The sequence below is a fragment of the Streptomyces sp. NPDC002076 genome (genome assembly GCF_053593835.1).
The window spans coordinates 531207-553394 of record NZ_JBSFDI010000002.1; the positions used below are offsets into that span (position 1 = coordinate 531207).

Consider the following 22188-nt stretch of genomic DNA (forward strand, 5'->3'; position numbering starts at 1 on the left):
CCGGCCAGAGAATTAGCCGGCGTAGGGGTTGCCGCCAAGCCAGGCGGTGCCGTCGATCAGCTCGCGCGCGGCGTCCAAGTGCCCACTGTGGCAGGCGACTTCGGTGAGAACGTGGATCAAAATGTGCCGCACGTCAGGCAGTCGCCAGGTCGGCCAGATCTCCACGGGCCAGACGGCGGGCTTCTGATCGGGCGTGGCGGAGGCGAGCACGGCGTCGGCGCGTACGATGGCCGCCCGGTAGTCGGCGAAGACTTCCTCGGTGCTCATCCCCTCCGGTACGTACCAGTGTGCCTTCGCGCCTGCCGTGAGCTGTCCGGCCACATCCGGCTCGCCCGCGATCACTCCGGGGAACCAGAAGCGTTCGACGTCCAGGGTGAGGTGGCGCAGCAATGCCAGGCAGTGCCAGCCGCTGGGCAGCACCGGCCGCCGCAGATCCTCCTCCGAGAGCCCTTCGAGGATGCCGAGTACATGCTCGCGCTGGCGGTCCAGGGCCCCCTTGAGGGCGTCGAGTTCGGCGTTCACCGGGCGGCGCACAGTTCGGCGAGGCGTTCAAGGGTGCTCGCCATCTGCGTCTGCCACCAGACGCGCCCGCTCACCAATTCCGCGCGTTTGTCCTCCGGCATGCACGAACCGTCGAAGATCTCGGTCACGACCGTCGCCTGGGCCCCGTCCGGGACCAGGTCGAAGACCCACCGGTGGCCCCAGACGGCCCCGGGGTCGGTGGCGTCCGGGTGCCCGCGACCGGGTCTCGGCTCCCAGCCGATGCGGCGGTCCGGCTCGTACTCGACGACGTGGTTGTTCATCTCGTAGTCGCCGTAGCGCTCGTAGTGCATCCTCATCACGAAGACGTCCCCGACGCCCGAGATCACGGCGTCGAAGACGCCGCCGCGCAGCATCCCCGAGCCGTCGAGGTCCGGGTGCCGTCCGGGGTCGGCCAGGATCCGGAAGACGTCCTGTGCCGGGGCCTTGATGCGCCGGGACACCGCCACCATGGCCTCGCCTGTCGTACTCGACATCCGCGCGCCTCCGTCAACCGCAGAGAATGAGCCTGACTCCGGCCTGGACGCTACACCGGGGGTACGACAACGCCTGGCCGGGCGCGCACGATCCTCGCGCTCCGCGCACTCCCACCGAACCAGTCCTGCCGCCGGCACCGCATGCCGTCGGTCGTGCGGGGATCTCCTCCGAGCAGTACGCGCACCAGCCTGCGGCCCACCTCCACCATCGGCTGCCACACACTGGTCAGCGGCCCGTTGGTGTGCCGCGCGATGGGCGAGTCCTCGAAGCCGATCTGCGCCACGTCGTCGGGCACCCGCCGACCCGGCAAGCCTTTCCGGTCAAAGCACTGGCCTCCGCCGTGTGCGGTGTACGCCGGCTCCGGTGGCGCGGCTCTTCAGCGGAGTCCGGTGAGCCGCGCTCCTCGCGACGCCGGAGGCAGTCGAGGCACCGACGCGGCCGAGCCACGCGCTTTCCTGGTCGATGCCACCGGCTGCCTTGCCGGGTTCCAGCATCCGCAGTGTGGACGTAGCGTTGCGCCCCAAAGCGTCATCTGCGTACGCCTCATCGGCTTGCTTGCCCAGGCAGCGGCCGATGGCCGGGTCGCTCACAGACTGAGGTACACAGCTGCCGCAGGGCCTCGCTGCAACTGCGTTCATGGCGGTCAAGAGGCCGAAACTACCCTCCGCCGTGGGCCTGGACCCAGGCGGTCCCCCGGCTCAAGGCGCTCGGCCACAGGGTCACCCTCACCTCCGCCCTTGACATACGACCTTCCCAAGCTCTGGCCAACAAACGTGTCAGCATGCCTGTGACCTGGGGAACTTTCCATTCAGCTCCTCAGGCACCCGGACTGACTGCGCAACGGCGAGCGCCACCCCCCGACTAGCCGCCGCGGCCGCACCCGCACCGAGGCATTCCCCCCAACTGCGCCCGGTCCTCGCTGGCGTCCCGACCGGCGAATGCCGATCCAGGCAAGCGGCGCGCATGCATGCCCGCACCGCCTGACGGCCGCCGCTGGTCAACCCACTGACCGGCCGCAGGAGCGTCGAGAATTGCACGGAGAGGGCGCACCGGCGCCGCTTGCCCCAGCTGTCCCACACCCTACGAGGCCCAGAACACATGCCGAGCCGACGGAGATTCAGTCCCGCGACGTTCATGCCCTGGACATCCGCGACGACCTGCGCGGATGCCGCCCAGTGCGATCCTGAGACCAGGACCGCCGAGCGCGTTCGAAAGCACACGGGCGCGTGATCCAGGTCGGTCCGGCGTCGGCTCCGAAAGGGCTTGAGCGATGGCGAGGAAACGATGAACCAGAGCGACGTCGACCGTACCGAACAGACCGCTGTCGAACATGACGCCGATGCCGAGGCCGGGGTCAAGCCGCTGCTCGACGCCCCCCAGACGGCCGCGGCAGGGGTGGCAATGTGGATCTTCGTCGTCGGCCCGCCGATCTCCCTGATCGCCGTGGTGCCGTTCGTGTGGGGATGGTGCCTGTCCGCGCTGGACATCGGCATGGCGGCGGTCGCCTACCTTGTGTCCGGCTTCGGCCTGACGGTGGGTTATCACCGTCTCTTCACGCATCGCTCGTTCAAGGCACGGCGGGGCCTGCGGATCGCCCTGGCCGTCGCGGGTTCGCTGGGGGTCGAGGGCTCGCCGGTCCAGTGGGTGGCGAACCACCGGCGCCACCACGCCTTCGCCGACCGCGAGGGTGACCCGCACTCGCCCTGGCGCTACGGGACCGACATCCGCGCCCTGCTCAAGGGACTTCTGCACGCGCACATCGGGTGGATGCTCAAGCGTGAACTGAGTAACCGCGCCAGGTTCGCGCCCGATATCGCCGCCGATCCCGATCTGCGGCTCATCGGTCAACTCTTCGGGCCACTGGCTGCCGTCTCACTCCTGGCCCCGGCACTGGTCGGCGGGTTCGTCACCGGCACCTGGACCGGCGCGCTGACCGGGTTCTTCTGGGCCGGCGTGATCCGGATGGCGTTGCTGCACCATGTCACCTGGTCGGTGAACTCGATCTGCCACGTCGCGGGCAGGCGCCCCTTCGCCAGCCGGGACAGGGCCACCAACTTCTGGCCGCTCGCACTGCTGTCCTTCGGCGAGAGCTGGCACAACTCACACCACGCGGATCCCACGGGCGCGCGCCACGGCGTGCTGCCGGGTCAGCTCGACCCGTCGGCCCGCCTCATCTGGATTTTCGAGAAGCTTCGCTGGGTTCACGACGTACGCTGGCCGAGCTCGGACCGTCTCAGCGCTCGACTGCTGCCCAAACCGGGTGCCCCGCACGGGTCCACGGGCTGACGACGCTCGGACTACGCGTCGCCGCGGTTCCCGTGCCGGAGGGAGACGCCGACGGCGCGGGAACGGCCGGATACTGGGTCTGTCCGGAGGATCCGGTCGGCGTGGTGGCATACCGGACTCACGTTCCTATCTACGTTGAGTAACTAACAACCCCGCCACCCAGGTCATCTCAACGACCGCGGTGGGCGAGATCGTGCTCGCAGGACAGGAAAATGCGACCCACCGGACGCGGACGCGTTTCCGGGATCTTCAGCGCCGGCGAAGCCCGGGACCAGGCCACGCCAGGTGTAGATGCACGACTGCCCGTTGAAGTCCCCCTACTCCGGCGGCCAGAGCCTGCGAACAGGCGCGCAGTCTGCGGACGCTCTCGCGGTCGAGCGTCGGGCCGTGTCGCTCGTGATCCGGCGGGGTCAGGAGACGGCCGTATCGAGGATCCCGGCAAGTTCGATGGGTGCCGACAGCATCGGCCAGTGCCCGGTGGGCAGGTCGAAGCGCCGCCACGGCGGCTGGTGCAGGAAGGCCAGCATCGGCACCCCGGCGTCCAGCAGGCCTGTGAAGTCATGGCAGGCGACCAGGACCAGGTCCACACCGGGCCCGGACTCGGCCGGGCCGGCGAGGCGCTGGGTGTAGGTGCCGAACGGCTGAGGGGTGGCACGCGCGCGCAGAGCGTCCCGCTGGCCCTCGTCGAGCCCGTCAAGGCTGCTGGACAGGCCCAGGACCTCGAAGGGCGGCATCGGCAGCCGCCACCCGTCACCGAAAGCGGAGACCTGGTGGCGCAGTTGGTCCGCGGCCTCAGGTGGCATGAGGTCGAGCATGCGCATGCCCGCGGCGAACGGGGCGCTGTCGACGTAGACCACGCGCTCCAGCCGGTCGCCGAGACGTCCGGCCGCCCCGGTCACCGGGGCAGCCGCATAGCTGTGGGCGACCAACGTGACGTCGCGCAGATCGTTCCGTTCGATGAATCCGGTGATGTCCGCGATGTGCGTGTCCATGTCAGTCTGTGGTCCGCCCTGGTCGGCGTGTTCGGCCAGGCCCGTCAGCGTCAACGGCAGCGCCGAGTGGCCGCTCTCTTGCAGAGCGCGGACGGTGTCTTCCCAGGCCCAGGCCCCGATCCAGGCGCCGGGAACGAGTACAAAGGTGGCCATGTGATCTCCCAGAGGTGAGGTGCTGCGGGGAGCGTAGAGTCGATACAGGACAGATTCCGCCCTGAAATGTCGAGTGATCCATGTCGCATCCCCTGACCCGTGTGCTGACCCTGCTGGAACTCCTCCAGTCGAACGCCGGGCTCACCGGGGCGGAGCTGGCCGACCGCCTGGACACCGACGTTCGCACGGTGCGCCGGTACACCGCGCACCTGCGGGAGCTGGGCATCCCCGTGGAGGCCGAACGCGGCCGCTACGGCGGCTACCGACTGGCCCGCGGCTACCGGATGCCACCGCTGGTCCTCACCAACGACGAGGCTCTTGCCGCCTCCTCGGCCTACTCGCGGCGGAACGTCTGGGCATGGGCACCGCCGCGCCGGCCAGTGCCGGTGCCCTGGCCAAGATCGAGCGGGTGCTCCCCAACGCCCTGCGCGAACCACTCGCAGCCATGCGGGAGACCCTCTCGTTCACCGCCAACGCCGTGATCGGGCAGGCGCCCGGCACCGGCGTCCTGCTGGCGCTGGCCCAGGCCTCTCGCGCCCGCGAGACCGTCGGCATCCACCACCGGTCCTGGCGCCAGGAGCACACGGAACGCGACATCGACCCCTACGGGGTGGTCTTCCACACCGGCCGCTGGTACGTCGTCGGCCACGACCACCTGCGCGACAGTCTGCGGACCTTCCGCATCGACCGCATCGCCTCCGTCACCGCCCGCTCCCGCCACTTCACGGCCCCCGACGGCTTCGACCCCGTAGCCCACCTGACCTCGACCCTGGCCCAGGGGTCCTACCGCTGGCAGGTCGAGGTGACGGTCCACGGCCCCCTCGAAGAGATCGCCCGCCGGCTGCCCCGCTCAGCCTTCACCCTCACCGCCCAGCCCACCGGCGTCCTCATGCACGCCCGGGCAGAACGGCTGGACGGCATGGCACGCCTGCTCGCCTCCCTGGAATGGCCCTTCACCGTCCACCACCCCGACGAACTACGACAGGCCCTCAAGAACCTCGCCAATCAGCTCACCGCAGCCGCCGAACGAGGGCCGGAGGAAGCACCGCAGTAGAGATCCGTGCGCGCAGCTCGCCTGTCCTGAGCCCTCGCTCTTCCGTCGCCCGCCCACTACCGCGACCTGAAGCGGGAGATTGGCCACCCCTTCAGATCTGCCACCGCTTCAAGCAGAGCCACAACCTCGCGGAGGTCTACGCCGAGGCCGAGCGCCTCGAACGCGAGGAAGACCCCCTGTCTGTCCGGGCGGCGTCCGCGATCACTGCGGCGTCCTTCGCGTCGGTCTTTGCCTCGACCGGACTGAGGCTGGAGATCCGTCGCATGCACGGGCCGGGCTGATAGGCGACCTTGCAGCCGGCGTTGCCCGCGACGGTCAGAGTGAGGGCGCCGATGGTGGCGGGTGGCAACCTGGGCTCGCTGTTGCAAGCCCTCCGCATCCGGTCCCTCCGTCGTCGCGGACACCAGCACATCAGGTACATCAGGGCTTTGGCACGTGGACCCGGGTGCCCGACGGGATCGAGCACCCGGATCCATTCTTTGTTGTCAGGGGTTGCGATCAGTTCTGCTGACACTCAGTCGCCTCAGCCCCAGCCCCAACCGTGGTCACCCCAGCCCCAGCCGTGGTGGCCCCAGCCCCAGCCCCCACCGTGGTGGTGTCCTCCACCCCAGCCCCAGCCCCAGCCCCAGCCGTGGTGGCCCCAGCCCCAGCCCCCGCCGTTGTGGTGTCCTCCACCCCAGCCCCAGCCGTTGTCCTGGTGGAACGAGACGACCTGCTCGGGCGCGGCGGTGGCGGCTGCCTGGGCGGCTCCAGCCCCGGCGGCGATGGCCAGGATCGGTGCCGACGCAACCGCGACAGCCAATCTCTTGATACGTGTGCGCGCGCGCATGGTGAGCCCCTCTCTGAGGGTGTGCTTGATCTTCTGGCGGCCTCGACGGGCCGTCCTTGCGCTTCAGAGCCTGCCCGTAGCTCTGTGCGTCGCTCGCCGCCCGCGCGAAGCGCGTTCGGGCGGCGGCGGACCGTCACCTCCGATTTCGACATAAACGTTTGCGAAACTTCTCGTTGATGTTGTTGTGGAGGAGGTTTTGCTTCCTGTGAATTCATACGGAAATGACGTTCGTCGGGATTGCTCCGCCGTCGAATTCACGATGCGACGTCTTTCCGATTCCGCCGAGCAGCCTGCGGCGCGGAGGGGGCGAGCGAGGATTGGGCCCGGAGGGGGGACTCACTCCCACCGCCAGCGGTTCTCAAGGCGTTCGAGGTGGGAGTGGACATGAGAAGGCGGCCCATTTCCGGCAGAAGCACGCGACTGACGGCGGTTCCCTGGGGCCCGAGCTGATGGTCGACGTCGGCTGGCGCTCCAAGGCCGGAATCGGCTCAGGCGGCCTCGCCGAGGGCCTGGGAGAGGCGCTTCTCCGACTGCCGGACCCGTGCGGCAAGGCGTTTGTGGACGTCGGCGTCCATGAGCTGCCGACGGAAGAAGCCCGCGGCAAAGAAGACGACGAAGAAGCAGCCGGCCAGGAAGGCGGCCGCGAAGAAGACGAGCGGCCGGAGGCCTCGCAGCGCCTAGCGGCGGTGGCTGACGGGGCCGGCGGCTCGTGGCGAAACCGATGAGGGGCGGGGGAGGGCGGAATCGCCGAGCGGACATGACCGGAGGCTCTCCGGGCAGGCATCGCCGCACCCCTGCTACCACCCTGCTACCCTTCAGGTATGACCTCCCCGAAGAAGCAGACTCAGGTCCGTCTGGAACCCGGCGTCCTCGCGGCGGGCAAGGACGCTGCGGCCGCCCGCGGCCTGGACTTCAACCGCTACGTTGAGCGTCTGATCATCGAGGACACGACGGGAGCCCGAGCCGCCGGCATGGCCGCCGCTCAGCGCCTCATCGAAGAGCACGGCGCGTTCCTTGACGACCTGGAGCAGCAGCTCGACGCCCCCTACGCCGAGCCGCAGCCGGGCGCCGCTGCGTGATCCTGCACGTCGACGAGTCCTGGATCCTGGAAGTCGCCGAACGGGCCGGCCACCGTGACCCTGGCGTCGACGACTACGGCGTACCGGTCGCCGCGGTCGCCCGCCACCGCGGCGAACTCCTCGAGCGCCCCGTCTATGACGGCCCCTACGCCCGCGCTGCTGCCCTGGTCCACATCCTCGGCCGCTGCCGCTGGCTGGAGCGCTCCAACCTGACGGTCGCTTGCGCCGTCGCCGTCATGTACCTCGAAGCCAGCAACATCCCGGTCAACCCGACCCGCGAGCAACTGACCGCGCTCGCCCACGAGTTGAACAGTCCGCGTTCCACCGCTGCCGGGATCGCCGCCATGCTCCGCACGTGGAAGCCCTGACCCGGCTGAGCTGAGTGGGAGCGGCGCGGCGTCCTCTCCGACCGAGGAGCTGGTGCGGAGGGCCGTCGACCTGGCGGTCGCCGTTCGGGCCGACCTGTCGGACAAGGCTGCGGTCGCCGTGCTCACCCTGCAATGCGAGACGGACCCCGCGCCCTGCTGGCGGCGGCGTGGGAGCGGGGCCTGCTGTGCGGACGCCGATCCGGCTTGGGCAGTGTTCACTCGCCGCAGGTGGCGCAGCAGATCCGGGACAAGCGGCGCGCGGACGCGCTGCGTCGGCTACTCGGGTCGCAGGAGGCGGTGGCGGAGGCCGACGCGGCACACGAAACATGCCTGCGGCGCCGCGGCCGCGGGGCCGAGGAGGCCGCAGACACGGCCGGTCACCTGCCGCTGCACTCCTCCTCCGTCAACGCCTGGGCGAACTGCATGCTGTCCGCCAGCGCGCGGCCGGGACACCTTCCACCGCGGGCGAGGTGTCAGTGGATGCGGCGTAACGGGTTCCGGCAGTGCCGCTCGAAGGTCGCGCGGCGCCAGCCGCTCCAGAAGTGGGGCGAAGAGTGACTCGGAATCCTTTAGCGGCGGGCCGAGGCGAGCCGCCAGTGCGCGCGTAGTCCCGCGGCTGCCGCGCCGGCCTGAGCCCTGCCCGCCTGGTAGGCCGCCTTCCACGCTTCAGGGTCGCTCTGCTCGGCGTCCAGGAGGCGCACCGCGGCTGGATCGGGGCCCAGGATGTGGGCGCCGTCGGCTGTGGGGTGGGGGTGGCGGTGGGCGAGCGGGTCGACCACCACCAGCGTGCGGGCATCGCCCGCCAGGTCGGTGTTGGTGCCGGCTCGCAGGGCGCCGTCCAGGTAGCGGTGGCCGTCGACGGCGACGGGCGGCTCAATCCCGGGGAAGGCGCTGGACGCGGCTACCGCGCGAACGAGTGGGACGCCCGCGGCGGCGTCCCACACGATCGGCTCGCCGCTCTCGGCGTCAACGGCCGGAATCAGCAGAGGGCGTTGCGGCCAGCTGTCGGCGGCGATCAGTGCGGCGCGCTGGGCGATCAGCTGGTTCTCCGCCTCCGCGTCGACCGTTTCCAGGGCGATGCGGCCCACCCGGCGACGGGCATCCGTAGGGTCAAGGCCCGGGTCGCCGAGGACGGCGAACACTGCGGCTGTCACTGCCGGGTCGGGGCGGTGCGGCGCGAGCGAGGCGTTGGCGGAGCGCCGGACGGTGGCGAGGCGGGCGGGGTCCTGCCCGGTGGCGAGGACTGCGCCGACGATCGCTCCGGCCGAGGTGCCCACGATGACGTCGGCCTCGCCCAGGTCCACCCCGAAGCTGCGTAGCCCCGCTGTCAGTCCGGCCGTCCATGCGGTGCCAAGACGCCCGCCGGGCCCCAGGACCAGTGCCCGGTCGAGGTCGTGCGTGCCGTCGGTCTTCATGGCTCTCCCTCCGTTATTGAAACACTCGTGTCATATACTTGCACGACGTATCGCACGAGAGGACGGTGGACTGTGGGACGACCCTCCGATCCCGCCCGACGTGACCGCGTGCTGATGCAGGCCACCGACTACGTCCTCGCGCAGGGGCTGGCCGGTTTGAGTCTTCGTCCGCTGGCCGTGGCACTGGGTACCAGCCCGCGGATGCTGCTCTACGACTTCGGCAGCAAGCAGGATTTGGTGGCCGCGGTTCTCGCCGAGGCGCGCCGGCGCGGCGCTGAGCGCCTGGCGCACGGCCTGCCGTCGAGCGGCGGCGACATCGAGGAGCGGCTGTGCGGGATCTGGACGTGGCTGAGTGCGCCCGAACGAGCTCCGTTCGTTCGACTTTTCTTCGAAGTCCATGCCGACCTGCTGGCCCATCCCGAGTGCTACCCGGACCAGGCGGGGGCCGTCACCGACTGGTTTGGGCCTCTGCACACTGTCTTCGCCGACATCGCCACCGGGAACGACGACACTGCCACCCCCACCCTCGTCATGGCCGTCATGCGAGGCCTGCTGTTCGATCTCACCATCACCGGCGAACGTGAGCGCACCGATCTTGCCCTGAAGCGGTTCGCCGCCCTCCTGCAGGCGCCGCGACCACCTCGCGTTCCAGGCGGTTAGCCGTCGTGCACCGCTGCGGGGCAGCACACCAGTACCGAGCCCGGCAGCATGAGGCCCGCAGGATGCCAACCGACAGCAGAGAGCTGGGATTGGACGATCGCCGAGCCGGAGTCAGATCAGGGCCGAGGATCAGGTCGTAGGGGTCGTTGGGTGTGGCCGTGCCCCGGGGCGAGGTGAAGGCGTGGCTGGTGTGGGGCCACCAGGCATCGGGGACGCCATGGGTGAGCAGCAGCCCGGTCACGATGCCGGCCAGGGCCACGAGCACCAGTGCCAGCAGAAGAAGGGCACAGCCACTGCGGCGGGCGAAGGTGTCGCGCATCCGCGGGAACCGGATGTGTATGCCGCGACGCTGCCGTGTTGCGCGCCACCACTGGGCACGGGCGGTCGTGAGCCATTTCGCACTCGCTACACTGCGCGCCATCGTGTCGCGGCGTCTCGGGGGCTGGTGGGGAGCGGCTGCGCTTGGACGGGACTACGGGCGGAAGAAGGACACCATGCGGCGCGCTGTTGCTCTGACGTTTTGTTCGGGGATGTTGGCTGCCACTGCGGCGTGCGCCGGGTCCTCGCTGGGGAACTCCGCGGCGCGGACGCCGTCCGCTGGCACTACGTCTGTGTCCTCGGCCGGCAGCAGGCATTCGAGCGGTGGGGTGAGCGCCTCCTGCTCGGAAGGCGTGCAGGCCCAGAGCGCGGCGTCACCCGCTGCGGGCAGTGGCACTTCCATCGACACTGCGCAGGCACAGGCCCTTGCACAGGCCGTTGGCGACGAGGAGTTCAACGGCGCGTACTCGGATATTTTTGGCACGGTGATCGACGGCTACACCCCGGGGCGGGTGGCGCTGTGTGTCACGGACGTGGCGCGTGGGAGGCTGCTCGCGCAGGCGGCCAAGCGCGCCCACCCGGCCGTCGACCTCAACCGGCTCGACATCCTGGCTTGCCGCTACTCCGAGCGGACGCTACAAGCGGCCGTCCGCAGGCTCATGGCGCACAACGGCCCGCCGACGATTGCAGGTTTCCCCGTCTACCAGATCGGCCCGGCCACGGACCATTCCGGCATCCAACTGCAGACCAGCCAAGCAGGCAGCGCCTCAGCGGCCTTGCGCCGCTATCTCACCTCGCAGCTGGGCGGCATCGCCTTCACCGTCGTCAAGGGTGAGCAGCCGGTCGGATGAGGTGACCGTTCCGCCGCCCACCCGACAGAATCCATGGCCATGGTGCGCCACTGGCAGAGGCGTGGCCTTGGCCTGATCGGTACGGAAGAGTGCCCCAGCGGACACCTGGTCCAGGACGGGAGTGAGCACGGGCCCGGGCGGATTGGGCTGGCGTTTCGAGTCGGGGTACCGGCGCCCCCAACCATCTCTCCCGAGCGGCTCGGCTCGGGTTGTGGCCGGGCTACGCCCGCGCCTGCGCGGCCCAGTCCAGACCGAGGCCGGCCATCCGCTGAAGCTGCTCGGTGTTCAGCTTCTCGTGACTGGTCTTCACGTCCGCCAGCCACATCCTGAGCCGGATCTCGCCGCCGTCGGGCAGGGTTTCGACTTGGGAGCCGCTGACGGGGCTGACGGGGCTGACGGGGCTTACGGAGCCCGAACGCCGCAGAACCGCCCCTGGATGGCTTGGCAGTTGCTTTCTTCTGGCCGTCGCCCTGCTGGGGCTGGGCTGGAACCTCGGCCTCGTCTCCGGCACCGCGATGATCACCGACGCCGTGCCGCTGGCCACCCGCGCCAAGACCGAGGGCATGGTCGACGTCGCCATCGCCGGCGCCACCGGCGGCCTGAGCTCCGGCATCGTCGTGGCCACCGCCGGCTATCCCGTCCTCGCCCTCATCGGCGGCGTCCTCGCCCTCGCCGTCCTCCCCGCTATCGCCGTCAGCGCGAGCAGCCGGTGACCCGGCCCGCCCAGCCTGCCGGTGCCGGACTCACCGTGGACGGCACCGGCCTGCTCTGCGTGACCCTCCTGCTGCGCCCGCGCCGGGCCATCGACGGAGCGGCATCGGCACCGTCGTCCACATCATTGCCACCGACCCCGCGGCACCGCTCGACCTGCCTGCCTGGTGCCATATGACCGGACACCACTGCCTCGGGCCCCTCTCCGGTACCGACCAGGCGGTGTACGCGCTGCGGCTCGCCGCCATGCTCACGCCTCTCGGCGCGATCCTGGCCACCGATGCGTTCCCCGCAACCTCGGCCGGCTACCACGAACTGCCGGATAGGGAACAGTCGTTCGGGACGTTGGTCCGTGCTGGCGGTGAAGGTACGGGTTCCTACGGCCGTCAAAACGTCCGCAACAACGGCCCCCGGCTACTCGAAGGTGTCGCTCAATAGCGATTGCCGAACTGCCTGGCCGACCTCACGGTAGGTGGCGGCGGCTCACGCCCGACGGCTTGTGGCCCGCCCGGGACGACGTGCGATGGGTCCCGGACAGGCTCCGCTCCTACTCCGCAGGGAAAAGCAGCGCGGACGGGCAGTCAATCACTGGGCACGCCACCGGCCGCCGCAGGCCTCCGGCAGAACGCCCTGGTTCGGCTCAGTTGAGGAGGCCGGCGACGAGGATGGCGAACTCGTCCGGGGTGGTGAGGCGGATACCGAGCTGTTCGGCCTTGGCCCGCTTGGAACCGGCGCCTTCGCCGGCGACGACGAGGCTGGTCTTCTTGGAGACGCTGGAGGAGGAGCGCCCTCCGGCCCGTTCAATGAGTTCGTTCATCTCATTGCGGGTGAGCCGTTCCAGGTTTCCTGTCATGGCGCCGGTGACGACCACCGTCATGCCGGCCAGCGGGCCGGAGCCGATCGGCGCGTCAGCCACGCTGTCGCTGCCGGGGTCGGTCTCGGCGGCTGAGCGCGGGGTCGCGCCAGGCTCGGTCATGTTGATACCGGCAGCGGCGAGTTTGTCGATGAGCGGGGCGAGTTCTGCGAGTTCCGCGACGATCGAGGGGGCTTTCTCTGCACCAATGCCCTCGACCTGCTGCATCGCCTCGGCGTCGGCCGCGCGAACCTGGTCCATGGTGGCGAAGTGCCGGGCGATGCGACGGGATATGGAGCGGCCGGTGCCGCGGACGCCGAGCGCGCAGAGCACGCGCGCCAGCGGCTGTCCCTTGGCCTTGTTGATCGCGGCGAGGAGGTTGTCGGTGCTGGTTTCACCCATCCGGTCCAGGCCGAGCAGTTGGTCGCGCTGCAGGGTGAACAGGTCCGCGAGATCGGTGACCAGGCCCGCGTCGACGAGCTGGACGATGCGGGTTTGGCCCAGGCCCTCGATGTCGAACTGGTCTCGGCCGGCGGCATAGGCTAGAGAGGCGACCAGGTGGCAGTTGCGGCCCTGAGCGCACCGCCAGCGTTCCTCGCTCGTGTCGATGCCGGACTGGCAGCGGGGGCAGTGCTCGGGGAAGGCGATGGGAGTCTCGTCGCCTGTGCGCAGGTGGGCGACGGGGGCCTCGATGCGGGGGATGACGTCGCCGGCGCGGTGGACCATGACGTGATCGCCCAGGAGCAGACCACGACGCGTGATGTCGGCCGGGTTGTGCAGGGTGGCGTAGGTGATGGTGGAGCCGTCGATCACGACTGGTTCCAGGACGGCGCGCGGGGCGATGATCCCGGTACGGCCGACGTTCCACTCCACCTGCAGCAGCCGGGTGATCTTCTCCACGGCCGGCAGCTTGTACGCTATCGCCCACCGGGGAGCGCGGGAGCCGGATCCAGCTGCCTCCTGGTCGGCGGCGAGGTCGGCCTTGATGACGATGCCGTCGATACCGAAGGGCAGGTTCGCACGCGCAGCGGCGATCTCCTGCACCCGGGCCAGGACCTGCTCGGGACTGTCGGCGACCGTATCCGGGACGGCGGTCCGGGCGCTGGTGTGTACTCCGAAATCGGCGACCAGCTTCATCAGGTCGCTGTGTGCAGACGCGTTCAGCCGATCCGCGAGAGCCGGGTCGGTGTCGGGCGCGGGAAGCAGGCCGTACCCGAAGAAGGTCATCGGGACCGTGTAGGCGCGTTCCTTGGCTCGCAGCGTGCCGGCGGCCGCGTTGCGGGGATTGGCGAACGGCTGTCCGCCATGGGCCGTGCGCACCTCGTTGGCGTGCTCGAACTGGGCAGTGGTCATGAGGACTTCGCCACGCACCTCCACGGTGACCATCTCGGCCAGGGTCGCGGGCAGCCCCTCTATGGTGCCTATCGCGTGCGAGACGTCCTCCCCGGCCGTCCCGTCCCCGCGAGAAATCAGCTGGGTGAGGCGGCCGCTGCTGTAACGGGCAGCGACCGCCAGTCCGTCCAGTTTCGGCCCCACATGGAACCGCGTGACCTCACGACCGATGCGCCTGTCCAGAGATGCTGTCCAGGCAATGAACTCCTCTGCGGAGAACACGTTGTCCAGGCTGAGCATCGGCACGATGTGCGGCACATCGCCCTCGGCCGCACCGCCGGCGACCTTGCCCGTGGGGGAGTCGGGCAGCACTTGATCGGGGTGATCTGCCTCCCACGCGGCGATCCCGCGCACCAGGTTGTCGTAGGTGTCATCGTCCAGGGGCGACGTACCGCCCGCGTAGTAAGCGGCAGCCGCACGCCCGGCGTCCTTGACCGCTTGTGCATAGGCGGCGGCATCGTCGATCACTGCTGCAGAAGTCGTCATGCTCGGCATCTTGCCGTGCACCACTGACAACGGGTCGCCGACGAAGGATGGCTCGTGAGGATACGGAACGCCGAAAGCGCAGCAGCGCCCCGGCTGCCGCCGTCGCGTCCTGCTCGATACTGCCAGGGAGGTGTGGGAGTGCCGTCGGGGTCCAGGCTCGTATGGCCATCTTCTATGGGGGTGATCAGCCAGGCTGGACCGGCATCGGCGATGTACGCGACCTCAGCGCCAGGCCGCAGCGCCCACCGGAGGTAATGATCGGATAACCGGGCTGCAGGTGGGGTAGGACGGACGCTGGGCCTCTTCTCGTTGGAAGGCCCCATCTCGCCCAGCTGGGGTTTCCCAGCGAGAACGAAGGACAACAGCATGGCCAGCGGCACCGTGAAGTGGTTCAACGCGGAGAAGGGCTTTGGCTTCATCGCCCAGGACGGCGGACCGGACGTCTTCGCCCACTACTCCAACATCCAGGGCAACGGATACCGGGAACTGGTTGAGGGAGAGACCGTCACATTCGATGTCACCCAGGGCCAGAAGGGCCCCCAGGCCGAGAACATCGTCCGCGGCGTGTAGGTTGAGCCGCTCCGTTAGCAGTGAGTCCTGCTGGAACTCCTGATTCCATGTTGTGTTAGCAGCGGGACGATCGGCTGATCTTCAGCAATCGTGTGGCCCGCCGGGACAGACCGTTGGACTGAGGTCCGGTGCAAGGAGCCGGAGAGCCTGCCCCGCCTCGCCAGGGGCGTCGCCGAGCTCAGCAGTCTGCTCGCGCTCTGCGACGCCCGACGTTTGCGGTGGTCAGGCCGTATGTGAGCGGGTCGAGGTGATCACGACGGATGTGTAGGGCATGGTGGCGTGGCCGCCGAGCTTGTCGATCGCGGTCCCGGCGCTGTCCAGGACCTCCGCCATTTTGTCTGCGGGGAGTTGGGTGAGGCCGCCGAAGGTGGGGAGTTGGTCGAGCCACTCCTCTCGGGAGTAGGTGCGCTCCCAGGTGAAGAGCCACTGTTCCGGCTCGCTGAAGGTGCCGGTCTGCCGGATCCCGTCGGCGATTTTCGCGAACAGTGGCTGGTAGGTGTCCACGGCCGATCCTCTCAGCAGGCCGGGGTTGAACGGGGAATCGGGGGCGACCCGTTGGAGGGCTTCGGCGAGGGCGTCGATCACCTCGGCCGGGAGTTGGGGGACGTGGTGGAAGGGGGCGAGCCGGCCGCCGGGCCGGAGCACCTGGGCGGCCTTGGCCGCGCCGGCGACGGGGTCCACCCAGTGCCAGGCGGTGCCTGCGATGACCGCGTCGAACTGCCGCCCGGCCGGCTGCCAGTCCTCGAACCTGGCGACCTCGACCTCAACACGGCTGCGTCGCGCGAAGGCGGCCATCCGCTCGTCGGGCTCGACACCGAGCACCGTGCAGCCGGCCGCCTGGAATTGCCGAGCCTCGATGCCGGTCCCGGCTCCGACGTCGAGGACGTGCCGACCGGGGCTTGCCGCGACGATCCTGTCCACCAGGGCCTGGGGATACGGCGGTCGGGCGCGGTCGTAGCGTTCGGCGTCCACGCCGAACGACTCGGCTGTCTGCCGGTGGCGGTGGGGCTCGGGGCCGGACTTGTCCGGCTGTCCCTGCGATAAAGTGGGCATGCGCCCACACTAATGGGCGGTTGCCCACTTGTTAAGGCGGGGCGGCGCGGAAAGGGAGACAATGCCGTCAGGGGTACACATCCACAACGTGCGCAGCCAGTTGTTCGAAGCCGCCGAGCGCGTCCTGCTCCGGGACGGACCCGACGCGTTGACCAGCCGGGCGGTCACGGAGGAGGCGAACTGTGCCAAGGGCGTGCTGCACCGGCACTTCGCCGACTTCGACGCTTTCCTGGCGGAACTGGTCCTCGACCGCGTCCGCGGCATCGAGGAGCGGACCACGATTCTGCGTGCGGCGGCCGGCACCGGGAGCGTGGTGGACAACCTCGCTGACGCGCTGCAGGACCTGTTCGGGCCGGTCACGGTGGCAATCATCGCGCTCATCACCTTCCGTGATGGCCTCCGCGCCCGGCTGCGCGAGGCCGGTCTGACCGGCATCCCACTGGCCATGCAAGGCACCGCCATGATCGCTGCCTATCTCACCGCCGAGCGGGAGTTGGGGCGCGTGGCCGGTGACGCCGACATCGACACACTCGCCCCCACTCTCGTCGGGGCTGGGCACCTGCTGTTCGCCGACCGGACAAGTGCCCCGCCGCAGACCGCCGCCGTTCGCAAGATGGTGACCACCGTCATCGCCGGCGCCTTGCGACCACCCCAGGAGTAGGTCGGGCCGCCCGTCAGGTGACGGAGGATGGCGCTGCGTCCAGGAGGCCGAGCAGGTGCTCTGCTTCCTGGATGAGAGCGGTGCCCGCGGAAGTGGCAGCGAGGGGGCTGGTCCGTTCGATCAGGTGAACGCCTGCGGCCTTCTCCAGGGCATTCAGTTGGTGCGTGAGCGTCGCCTGCGACGGCTTCGATCCGGTACGACGACTCGGTCCGCAGCATCAGGTTCGGGCAGCTCCGCCACCCAGGACCAAGAGGCCGGATGACCGAGAAGTTCTTGGCACCGACCACCACCGACCACAGGTGCTGCTAACGCCACCCGGAAGATTGCTGGTCTAGCGCCCCGGCGTAGGCGGAGTCGGCCCAGACGATCGCGATCTCGGGGTGCATGAGGTGCAGCCGGAAAAGGACTTCGCGGGCGGCATCCCGGTCGGTGACGTCGGCCGGGGTGACCATGACGAGCAGGACCAGGCCACGGGTGTTGACCACGACATGACGCTTGCGGCCGTTGATTTTCTTGCCAGCGTCGTAGCCGCGGCTGTCTTTGCTGACGGTCTCGGAAGCCTTCACACTTTGGGAGTCCACGATCACCGCAGCGGCCTGCGGGGTCTTGCCGCTGGAGAGCCGGCGGGCGCAGGCGCTGACCGGCGAACACCGACACGCGCCAAGGTGGCGTTAGGCGGGCTGCGGGGCGGGTGTTGCCGGAGCGGCCGCGACCTTGCGGGTCTCGCGCATTATCAGCAGGCCGTTGACCACCATCAGTGTCGCGGTCAGGCAGTGGACGCCGAGCGCGGTGGCCACGGAGCCGTGGTGGGCCAGCACGGTGGCCATGTCGCCGTACGCGGCGAGGGCCTCCACCAGCAGCACCCAGCCCAGCGCCCGGCGGTGGCCCGTCACCAGCAGGATGCCCAGGACCAGGGCCAGGACGACGTCGCGGATTCCCTTGATGATCAGGAAGCCGTCGCCGTCGCCGGACGGCCAGCTCGGCAGGCCGAAGTTCGGTGCCGTCGTCTCCGGGCTCAGGATGAACTCCATCCCGAACCAGAGGATGAAGAGGATGAAGGCGGCGACCAGGATGGTGTTGATCTTCTTCAGCGACATGGTTCTTCTCCTTGCGCGTCTTCGTCAGCTTGGTGAGCTTCGTGGAGCTTGCTGAGTCGTGTGGTGCCTGATCAGGGCGCGCGGACGCGGCTGATCGAGGGGCGTAGCTTGCCGGGATCGCAGTTGTGGGATCTGCGCGGCAGCTGGATTCCCGAATATCGGGATTTCGGTGGCCAACTGCCGCCCGGGGAGTGGGGATTGTGCGCCACCGGCGCGGCGTCGGCCCGCGGGGTCAGTAATCCGAAGCCCTCTCGGGGCTCACCCCGACGGGGCGAAAGCCGTCGGCATAAGGGGCGAACCCGTGCGTGTCACGGCAGCGGTGGTATCAGATGAGGGCGGCGACCAGCAGGGTGAAGGCGGCGATGATGACGGCGACGCGGACGTAGTGGTAGCGGTTCCAGCGGTGCAGCTGCTGCTTCCAGTCGGCGGGCCGGTTGTCGGGGGTCCAGGTCTTGTTTCGGTTGTTGATCGGGACGAGCAGCAGCATCGATATGACCACGCTGAGGATCAGCAGGCCGGCGGCGGTGACGACGAGTCCGGCGCCGTGGTGGTGCCATCCGGCGACGGCCCAGATCGCGCTGAGGACGAGCGAGCCGATGTACCAGAACGGCATCAGGGCGCCGAGCATCCGGCCGCCGTGGGCGTGGCCGAGCTGGCCGCTGTCCCCGGGAAGCGCGTCCAGGATCCGGTTCATGATGAAGGCGACGGAGAACTCCACCCCCACCATCAGGCCGACGATCACGGTGGTGACGACCTCGAGTGCGTTGAGCATGATGATCCCTCCGTTGAGCTAGCGTCGCTAGCTGATGAGGCAACGCTAGTGCTGCTGTCGCTCGATTGTCTAGCGATGCTAGGATCGATTTATGTCGGTACAGGAACGCAAGCAGCGCGAACGGGCGGAGCGCGAGCGCCTCATCGTGGCGACGGCCCGCGAACTCGCCGAGCAGCAGGGCTGGGACGCGGTCACCACCCGCCGGCTCGCCGAGCGCATCGAATACAGCCAGCCCGTCCTCTACAGCCATTTCCGAGGCAAGCGCGAGATCATCGGCGCCGTCGCCCTTCAGGGCGCCACCGAGATGGCCGCGGCGGTGCGGGCCGCGACCTCCGCCGCGGACGGCCCGCGCGCCCGGGTCAATGCCCTGGCCCGCGCCTACCTCGACTTCGCCGAGCGCAATCCGGCGGTCTACGACGCCTTGTTCCAGCTCGACGGTGGCCTGGCGTACGCGCAGGAGGACACCCCCGAGCCACTGAAGGACGCCTTCGCCGCCCTGCTCGAATGCCTCGCCGAGGTCGCCGGCGACGGCGTCGACCCGGGGCTGTTCACCGAGGTGTTCTGGGCGGCCCTGCACGGGCTCGCCACCCTGACCCGAGCCGGCCGCCTGCTGCCCGAGGACGCCGAGCCGAGGCTGGAGCTGCTGGTGGACCGGCTCGCCAAGCTCTGACACACCATCCCGGCGGGCACGCAGCCGGAGCCCTCGGGCCCCGTTGCCTGCCTGCGGCAACGCTTCCGGTCACTCGCGCCCACACGGCGGAGCCGCGGACCGCCGCGCCGTACCCAGACGGGCACCCGTCCCGGAAGCTGCGATGCTCATTGATCACGACCCAATACGCGCCCCAGCCGAGGATGCCCAGCTCGGTGTCCGGGCGGCAGTGCGGGCACGTCGGCACCTAGCCAGAAGGGCCGTCGCGCAGGCGCTGGAGGTAGCAGGGGAGCCTAGCGCCGTGGGTGTCGGTGGCGGCGCGTACGGTCTGCGCATGACTGATCAGTGGTGGGTGGACGTACGTCAACGGGTTGAGGCGGCTGGTGCAGGACCTACGAGCAGCAAGGTTTTCGGGGCATTGGGACACAAGTGGGTCCTGGAGGGCCCGCTCACCCAGGGCGAGCTTGCCGAACTCGAGGCTCAGATGGGCGTGCGGCTGCCGGAGGAGTACCGGGACTTCCTGCTACACGTCGGCTCGGGCGGCGCCGGTCCCGCGTACGGCCTGTTCCCGGTTCGGCGCGTGCAGGGTCGTTGGCGTTGGGAGGGCGACGGCGCGGACCTTGCTGACCTGTCGAGGCTTGACGAGCCGTTTCCTGACCAGGGTCCGGACCCGGAGCTGGTCAACGATGTCCTTGCCCAACGTCCCGAGGAAGAGGACTTCGACGACATCGAGGACTTCGACGACGCCATCGAGGCGTGGGACGAGCGGTGGGAAGCCGTCATGTTCGCCCCGGAGCGCACCGCCGGTGCGATCGTGATCTCCCACCTGGGCTGCGCCCAAAGAGAGTGGCTGATCGTCAGCGGCAGCCACCGAGGCACCATCTGGTCCGACTGCCGGGTGGACGACGTCGACCTCACCCCGCTCCTCGACGACCAGGGTACGCCGGTGAGGTTCGACCGTTGGTACACCGACTGGCTGCGGAAAGCTGAGCGCACAGCCTTGTCGACACCGTAGGCCGTCCCCTCTGCGCAGCTGAGCGTTGCACCTGGCCCGACGGGGCCCCGTAGGCTTGGGTACTCCGACGGACGGTCGCCCGCCGCCCGTGTGCCTGCCCCGGACCACCACACCCAAGGACGGCAACCGAGTGTCTTTCTTCACCATCGGCCACCGCGGTGTCATGGCCGCCGAGCCGGAGAACACCCTGCGCTCCTTCCTGCGGGCTGAACGCGAGGGGCTGGACGGCATCGAGCTGGACCTGCATCTGAGCAGGGACGGCGAGCTGGTCGTCATGCACGACGAGACCCTGGACCGCACGACGGACGGCTCCGGTCCGATCGCCGACCAGAATCTGGGGGAGCTCAAGAAGCTCGACGCCGGCCTCGGTGAGCGCATCCCCACGTTCGGGGAGGTGTTGGACGCCGTCGGGCCGACGCTGCCGATCCAGGCGGAGATCAAGGATGTGGCCGCCGCCCGGTCGCTGGCCAAGGTGCTCACCGACCGCGGCCTGCTGGACCGGGTGTCGGTGCTGTCGTTCCACGACGCGGCGCTGATCGAGATCCACAACCTGCTGCCTCAGGCCCGCACCGTGCTGGTGGCAGGCCCCAGCGCGCACCGCGACACCTTCGTCGGCCGCGCCCAGAAGGTCGGTTCCACCCTGGTCAGCGTGGAGCTGTGCCAGCTGAACCGGGCCATCGTGGAGAAGTGCGGGGCCGCCGGCATCAATGTGATGGCCTGGACCGTCAACGACGAACGCGACCTGGCGTTGGCCCGGACGCTCGGCCTGGTGGGCTGCGTGACCGACCAGCCCGGCATGAAGCGGCTGGTCGAGGCCACCGCCTGACCTCAGGGGTCCAGACCCGAACCCGCCGCCCGTACGGTCAGACCGGAGCATGAACGCCGTGGCCGCAGTCCCCCGTACCTCCAGGCCCCGGCAGGACGCTCATCTCCAGGCCACCACGTCCTGCTGCCCTGTACGGAGAGCCTTCTCCCTACCTGCCGGATCCGACGAGCTGACGCAGCACCACAGGTGGGCCGAGGAAGAGGTCCGCACCGCAGCCGGCCCTCGTCTCGCCCGCCGCCGTGAACGCCGCCGGTGCGCTCCGACACGCCGAATGGACGCCCTTCAGGAGATTCCCAATGCCCTGGCACGGGGGACATTCGATCCTTCTTGACCCCTCGCGGAGGTGCGCACCCGGTATCCCGGTCATTTGCTCACCTGCACGACCACACCGAGTACTCGATGCTCGGCGGTGCTCAGAAGCTCAAGCCGATGGTCGCTGAGGTCGCGAAGCAGGGCATGCCTGCAGTTGCGATGAGTGACCACGGCAACATGTTCGGTGCGTACTGCTGTGACCGCGTAGGTTCGCCGGGTTGCGTCTGGCCGCGATCGCTCGGGCTGTTGCAATGGGTTGGGGCCGTCGGGTAGGCATCCCGTCATGCAGACGCAGGTGTGGGCTTCACTCGTGGGTGTTGTGCTGGGAGGAGGCCTGTCATACCTGGCTCAGATCACCGCCGGGCGGCAGGCCAGCAGGAGCGAAGACAAGCGGCATGCTGCCGATCTGGCCCAGGCCAGGAGGGTTGAGCGGCTGGAGTTGCTGCGAGAGTTCATCAGCGTCGGGCAGCAGGCTGCGCGCATCGCCGAGGAACGCGACATGGCAGCTGACTGGAACGCTGCTGGAACTCCCGAGTGGTTCGCGGCGGCCAGGGGCGTCACCGATCGCTTGTGGGTGAGCGAGCGGATGATCCAGGTCTTGTTCCGACGAGAGCTGTACAGGCACGCCCGGGCGTATGCGGACGCGTTGGACCACGTCCTGTGGCGCGAGCCCGCCGAAGCTGAGGCTGAGGGTTCGATGTGGGACTGTCTCCAAGGCCCCCAGAACGATTTTCTGGAAGCGGCGCGAGCGGAGGTTGGTTAGTGCTCG

General features: G+C 69.3%; 24 protein-coding genes and 7 pseudogenes. 18 read left to right on the forward strand and 13 right to left on the reverse strand.

The window, feature by feature from the left end; translation table 11 throughout:
• Positions 1-12 precede the first annotated feature (12 nt).
• The 3 genes and pseudogenes from ACWCQS_RS06750 to ACWCQS_RS06760 form a co-directional block, all read right to left on the reverse strand.
• On the reverse strand, positions 13-522 hold the full coding sequence (locus ACWCQS_RS06750) for a DinB family protein (RefSeq protein WP_451003430.1): 510 nt from the start codon (positions 520-522) through the stop codon (positions 13-15).
• Positions 519-1016 (reverse strand): SRPBCC family protein, encoded by a 498-nt coding sequence (locus tag ACWCQS_RS06755; protein WP_451003431.1) that lies wholly within the window; start codon positions 1014-1016, stop codon positions 519-521. The genes ACWCQS_RS06750 and ACWCQS_RS06755 overlap by 4 nt, the downstream gene beginning before the upstream one ends.
• Positions 1017-1066: 50 nt before the next feature.
• A pseudogene (locus tag ACWCQS_RS06760) lies at positions 1067-1321 on the reverse strand (substrate-binding domain-containing protein); the annotation flags it as partial.
• Positions 1322-2301: 980 nt separating this feature from the next.
• Between ACWCQS_RS06760 and ACWCQS_RS06765 the strand changes: the two are divergent.
• The gene (locus ACWCQS_RS06765) at positions 2302-3303 is read left to right on the forward strand and encodes an acyl-CoA desaturase (protein ID WP_451003432.1); all 1002 of its coding nucleotides are present in this window, start codon (positions 2302-2304) and stop codon (positions 3301-3303) included.
• Between the two features lie 410 nt (positions 3304-3713).
• Here the strand turns inward: ACWCQS_RS06765 and ACWCQS_RS06770 are convergent, their stop codons facing one another.
• The gene (locus ACWCQS_RS06770) at positions 3714-4448 is read right to left on the reverse strand and encodes an alpha/beta fold hydrolase (RefSeq protein ID WP_451003433.1); all 735 of its coding nucleotides are present in this window, start codon (positions 4446-4448) and stop codon (positions 3714-3716) included.
• Between the two features lie 80 nt (positions 4449-4528).
• Here ACWCQS_RS06770 and ACWCQS_RS06775 point away from each other — a divergent pair.
• Both ACWCQS_RS06775 and ACWCQS_RS06780 read left to right on the forward strand, forming a co-directional pair.
• Positions 4529-4663 (forward strand): annotated as a pseudogene (locus ACWCQS_RS06775) (HTH domain-containing protein); the annotation flags it as partial.
• Positions 4664-4806: 143 nt separating this feature from the next.
• The gene (locus tag ACWCQS_RS06780) at positions 4807-5502 is read left to right on the forward strand and encodes a helix-turn-helix transcriptional regulator (protein ID WP_451003434.1); all 696 of its coding nucleotides are present in this window, start codon (positions 4807-4809) and stop codon (positions 5500-5502) included.
• Between the two features lie 181 nt (positions 5503-5683).
• Here ACWCQS_RS06780 and ACWCQS_RS06785 read toward each other — a convergent pair.
• Both ACWCQS_RS06785 and ACWCQS_RS06790 read right to left on the reverse strand, forming a co-directional pair.
• Positions 5684-5845: pseudogene (locus tag ACWCQS_RS06785) on the reverse strand (IS110 family transposase); the annotation flags it as partial.
• A 180-nt stretch (positions 5846-6025) separates the two neighbouring features.
• Positions 6026-6331, reverse strand: a complete 306-nt coding sequence (locus ACWCQS_RS06790; protein ID WP_451003435.1) for a hypothetical protein — start codon at positions 6329-6331, stop codon at positions 6026-6028.
• A gap of 449 nt (positions 6332-6780) precedes the next feature.
• Between ACWCQS_RS06790 and ACWCQS_RS06795 the strand changes: the two genes are divergently transcribed.
• The 4 genes from ACWCQS_RS06795 (at position 6781) to ACWCQS_RS06810 (ending at position 8336) form a co-directional block, all read left to right on the forward strand.
• Entirely contained in the window at positions 6781-7056 is a 276-nt protein-coding gene (locus tag ACWCQS_RS06795; RefSeq protein ID WP_451003436.1) for a hypothetical protein, read from the forward strand.
• 96 nt (positions 7057-7152) lie between these two features.
• Complete coding sequence (locus tag ACWCQS_RS06800; RefSeq protein ID WP_451003437.1) at positions 7153-7410, forward strand: hypothetical protein; 258 nt, start codon at positions 7153-7155, stop codon at positions 7408-7410.
• Positions 7407-7778, forward strand: a complete 372-nt coding sequence (locus ACWCQS_RS06805) for a fic family toxin-antitoxin system, toxin component (RefSeq protein WP_451003438.1) — start codon at positions 7407-7409, stop codon at positions 7776-7778. Before ACWCQS_RS06800 ends, ACWCQS_RS06805 begins: the two co-directional genes overlap by 4 nt.
• A 132-nt stretch (positions 7779-7910) precedes the next feature.
• Positions 7911-8336 carry a hypothetical protein gene (locus ACWCQS_RS06810; protein WP_451003439.1) on the forward strand — a complete coding sequence of 142 codons (426 nt, stop codon included), beginning with the start codon at positions 7911-7913 and terminating at the stop codon, positions 8334-8336.
• 11 nt (positions 8337-8347) lie between these two features.
• On the opposite strand, the gene ACWCQS_RS06815 is transcribed toward ACWCQS_RS06810, so the two are convergent.
• Entirely contained in the window at positions 8348-9193 is an 846-nt protein-coding gene (locus ACWCQS_RS06815) for a patatin-like phospholipase family protein (RefSeq protein ID WP_451003440.1), read from the reverse strand.
• Positions 9194-9307: 114 nt separating this feature from the next.
• On the opposite strand from ACWCQS_RS06815, the gene ACWCQS_RS06820 reads away from it, so the two are divergent.
• The 4 genes and pseudogenes from ACWCQS_RS06820 (at position 9308) to ACWCQS_RS06835 (ending at position 12171) form a co-directional block, all read left to right on the forward strand.
• Positions 9308-9853 (forward strand): TetR/AcrR family transcriptional regulator, encoded by a 546-nt coding sequence (locus tag ACWCQS_RS06820; RefSeq protein ID WP_451003441.1) that lies wholly within the window; start codon positions 9308-9310, stop codon positions 9851-9853.
• A gap of 611 nt (positions 9854-10464) precedes the next feature.
• Positions 10465-11022 carry a hypothetical protein gene (locus ACWCQS_RS06825; protein ID WP_451003442.1) on the forward strand — a complete coding sequence of 186 codons (558 nt, stop codon included), beginning with the start codon at positions 10465-10467 and terminating at the stop codon, positions 11020-11022.
• A gap of 458 nt (positions 11023-11480) precedes the next feature.
• Positions 11481-11735, forward strand: a pseudogene (locus ACWCQS_RS06830) (MFS transporter); the annotation flags it as partial.
• A 220-nt stretch (positions 11736-11955) separates the two neighbouring features.
• The gene (locus tag ACWCQS_RS06835; protein WP_451003443.1) at positions 11956-12171 is read left to right on the forward strand and encodes a hypothetical protein; all 216 of its coding nucleotides are present in this window, start codon (positions 11956-11958) and stop codon (positions 12169-12171) included.
• Between the two features lie 202 nt (positions 12172-12373).
• Here the strand turns inward: ACWCQS_RS06835 and ligA are convergent, their stop codons facing one another.
• Entirely contained in the window at positions 12374-14464 is a 2091-nt protein-coding gene (ligA, locus tag ACWCQS_RS06840) for an NAD-dependent DNA ligase LigA (protein WP_451003444.1), read from the reverse strand.
• Positions 14465-14830: 366 nt separating this feature from the next.
• Between ligA and ACWCQS_RS06845 the strand changes: the two genes are divergently transcribed.
• Complete coding sequence (locus ACWCQS_RS06845; protein WP_451003445.1) at positions 14831-15034, forward strand: cold-shock protein; 204 nt, start codon at positions 14831-14833, stop codon at positions 15032-15034.
• 222 nt (positions 15035-15256) lie between these two features.
• Here ACWCQS_RS06845 and ACWCQS_RS06850 read toward each other — a convergent pair whose 3' ends face one another.
• Positions 15257-16087: a class I SAM-dependent methyltransferase gene (locus tag ACWCQS_RS06850; RefSeq protein WP_451003446.1), complete on the reverse strand. Its 831-nt coding sequence runs from the start codon at positions 16085-16087 to the stop codon at positions 15257-15259.
• A gap of 61 nt (positions 16088-16148) precedes the next feature.
• Here ACWCQS_RS06850 and ACWCQS_RS06855 point away from each other — a divergent pair, with 61 nt between their 5' ends.
• Positions 16149-16748 (forward strand): TetR family transcriptional regulator, encoded by a 600-nt coding sequence (locus ACWCQS_RS06855; protein WP_451003447.1) that lies wholly within the window; start codon positions 16149-16151, stop codon positions 16746-16748.
• Positions 16749-16761: 13 nt separating this feature from the next.
• Here ACWCQS_RS06855 and ACWCQS_RS06860 read toward each other — a convergent pair.
• The 4 genes and pseudogenes from ACWCQS_RS06860 to ACWCQS_RS06875 all read right to left on the reverse strand — a co-directional run.
• Positions 16762-16917, reverse strand: a pseudogene (locus ACWCQS_RS06860) (hypothetical protein); the annotation flags it as partial.
• 163 nt (positions 16918-17080) lie between these two features.
• Positions 17081-17353 (reverse strand): annotated as a pseudogene (locus ACWCQS_RS06865) (transposase); the annotation flags it as partial.
• A 66-nt stretch (positions 17354-17419) separates the two neighbouring features.
• Positions 17420-17845, reverse strand: coding sequence for a DUF4267 domain-containing protein (locus ACWCQS_RS06870; RefSeq protein ID WP_451003448.1), 426 nt, complete (start codon positions 17843-17845; stop codon positions 17420-17422).
• A gap of 325 nt (positions 17846-18170) precedes the next feature.
• Entirely contained in the window at positions 18171-18617 is a 447-nt protein-coding gene (locus ACWCQS_RS06875) for an anthrone oxygenase family protein (protein WP_451003449.1), read from the reverse strand.
• Positions 18618-18708: 91 nt separating this feature from the next.
• Here ACWCQS_RS06875 and ACWCQS_RS06880 point away from each other — a divergent pair, with 91 nt between their 5' ends.
• From ACWCQS_RS06880 to ACWCQS_RS06900, 5 genes and pseudogenes are all read left to right on the forward strand, one after another.
• The gene (locus ACWCQS_RS06880; protein ID WP_451003450.1) at positions 18709-19287 is read left to right on the forward strand and encodes a TetR/AcrR family transcriptional regulator; all 579 of its coding nucleotides are present in this window, start codon (positions 18709-18711) and stop codon (positions 19285-19287) included.
• Between the two features lie 313 nt (positions 19288-19600).
• On the forward strand, positions 19601-20281 hold the full coding sequence (locus tag ACWCQS_RS06885) for an SMI1/KNR4 family protein (protein ID WP_451003451.1): 681 nt from the start codon (positions 19601-19603) through the stop codon (positions 20279-20281).
• Positions 20282-20411: 130 nt separating this feature from the next.
• The gene (locus ACWCQS_RS06890; RefSeq protein ID WP_451003452.1) at positions 20412-21107 is read left to right on the forward strand and encodes a glycerophosphodiester phosphodiesterase; all 696 of its coding nucleotides are present in this window, start codon (positions 20412-20414) and stop codon (positions 21105-21107) included.
• A 327-nt stretch (positions 21108-21434) separates the two neighbouring features.
• A pseudogene (locus ACWCQS_RS06895) lies at positions 21435-21611 on the forward strand (PHP domain-containing protein); the annotation flags it as partial.
• Positions 21612-21702: 91 nt separating this feature from the next.
• Positions 21703-22182, forward strand: coding sequence for a hypothetical protein (locus tag ACWCQS_RS06900; protein ID WP_451003536.1), 480 nt, complete (start codon positions 21703-21705; stop codon positions 22180-22182).
• Positions 22183-22188: the final 6 nt, after the last annotated feature.

Coding starts and splice junctions, on each gene's coding strand:
- ACWCQS_RS06755 (WP_451003431.1), bottom strand. CDS start 1,016: ATGTCGAGTACGACAGGCGAGGCCATGGTGGCGGTGTCCCGGCGCATC.
- ACWCQS_RS06845 (WP_451003445.1), top strand. CDS start 14,831: ATGGCCAGCGGCACCGTGAAGTGGTTCAACGCGGAGAAGGGCTTTGGC.
- ACWCQS_RS06870 (WP_451003448.1), bottom strand. CDS start 17,845: ATGTCGCTGAAGAAGATCAACACCATCCTGGTCGCCGCCTTCATCCTC.
- ACWCQS_RS06815 (WP_451003440.1), bottom strand. CDS start 9,193: ATGAAGACCGACGGCACGCACGACCTCGACCGGGCACTGGTCCTGGGG.
- ACWCQS_RS06795 (WP_451003436.1), top strand. CDS start 6,781: ATGGTCGACGTCGGCTGGCGCTCCAAGGCCGGAATCGGCTCAGGCGGC.
- ACWCQS_RS06850 (WP_451003446.1), bottom strand. CDS start 16,087: ATGCCCACTTTATCGCAGGGACAGCCGGACAAGTCCGGCCCCGAGCCC.
- ACWCQS_RS06790 (WP_451003435.1), bottom strand. CDS start 6,331: ATGCGCGCGCGCACACGTATCAAGAGATTGGCTGTCGCGGTTGCGTCG.
- ACWCQS_RS06900 (WP_451003536.1), top strand. CDS start 21,703: ATGCAGACGCAGGTGTGGGCTTCACTCGTGGGTGTTGTGCTGGGAGGA.
- ACWCQS_RS06780 (WP_451003434.1), top strand. CDS start 4,807: ATGGGCACCGCCGCGCCGGCCAGTGCCGGTGCCCTGGCCAAGATCGAG.
- ACWCQS_RS06770 (WP_451003433.1), bottom strand. CDS start 4,448: ATGGCCACCTTTGTACTCGTTCCCGGCGCCTGGATCGGGGCCTGGGCC.
- ACWCQS_RS06765 (WP_451003432.1), top strand. CDS start 2,302: ATGAACCAGAGCGACGTCGACCGTACCGAACAGACCGCTGTCGAACAT.
- ACWCQS_RS06855 (WP_451003447.1), top strand. CDS start 16,149: ATGCCGTCAGGGGTACACATCCACAACGTGCGCAGCCAGTTGTTCGAA.
- ACWCQS_RS06800 (WP_451003437.1), top strand. CDS start 7,153: ATGACCTCCCCGAAGAAGCAGACTCAGGTCCGTCTGGAACCCGGCGTC.
- ACWCQS_RS06810 (WP_451003439.1), top strand. CDS start 7,911: ATGCGAGACGGACCCCGCGCCCTGCTGGCGGCGGCGTGGGAGCGGGGC.
- ACWCQS_RS06875 (WP_451003449.1), bottom strand. CDS start 18,617: ATGCTCAACGCACTCGAGGTCGTCACCACCGTGATCGTCGGCCTGATG.
- ligA (WP_451003444.1), bottom strand. CDS start 14,464: ATGACGACTTCTGCAGCAGTGATCGACGATGCCGCCGCCTATGCACAA.
- ACWCQS_RS06880 (WP_451003450.1), top strand. CDS start 18,709: ATGTCGGTACAGGAACGCAAGCAGCGCGAACGGGCGGAGCGCGAGCGC.
- ACWCQS_RS06885 (WP_451003451.1), top strand. CDS start 19,601: ATGACTGATCAGTGGTGGGTGGACGTACGTCAACGGGTTGAGGCGGCT.
- ACWCQS_RS06820 (WP_451003441.1), top strand. CDS start 9,308: ATGCAGGCCACCGACTACGTCCTCGCGCAGGGGCTGGCCGGTTTGAGT.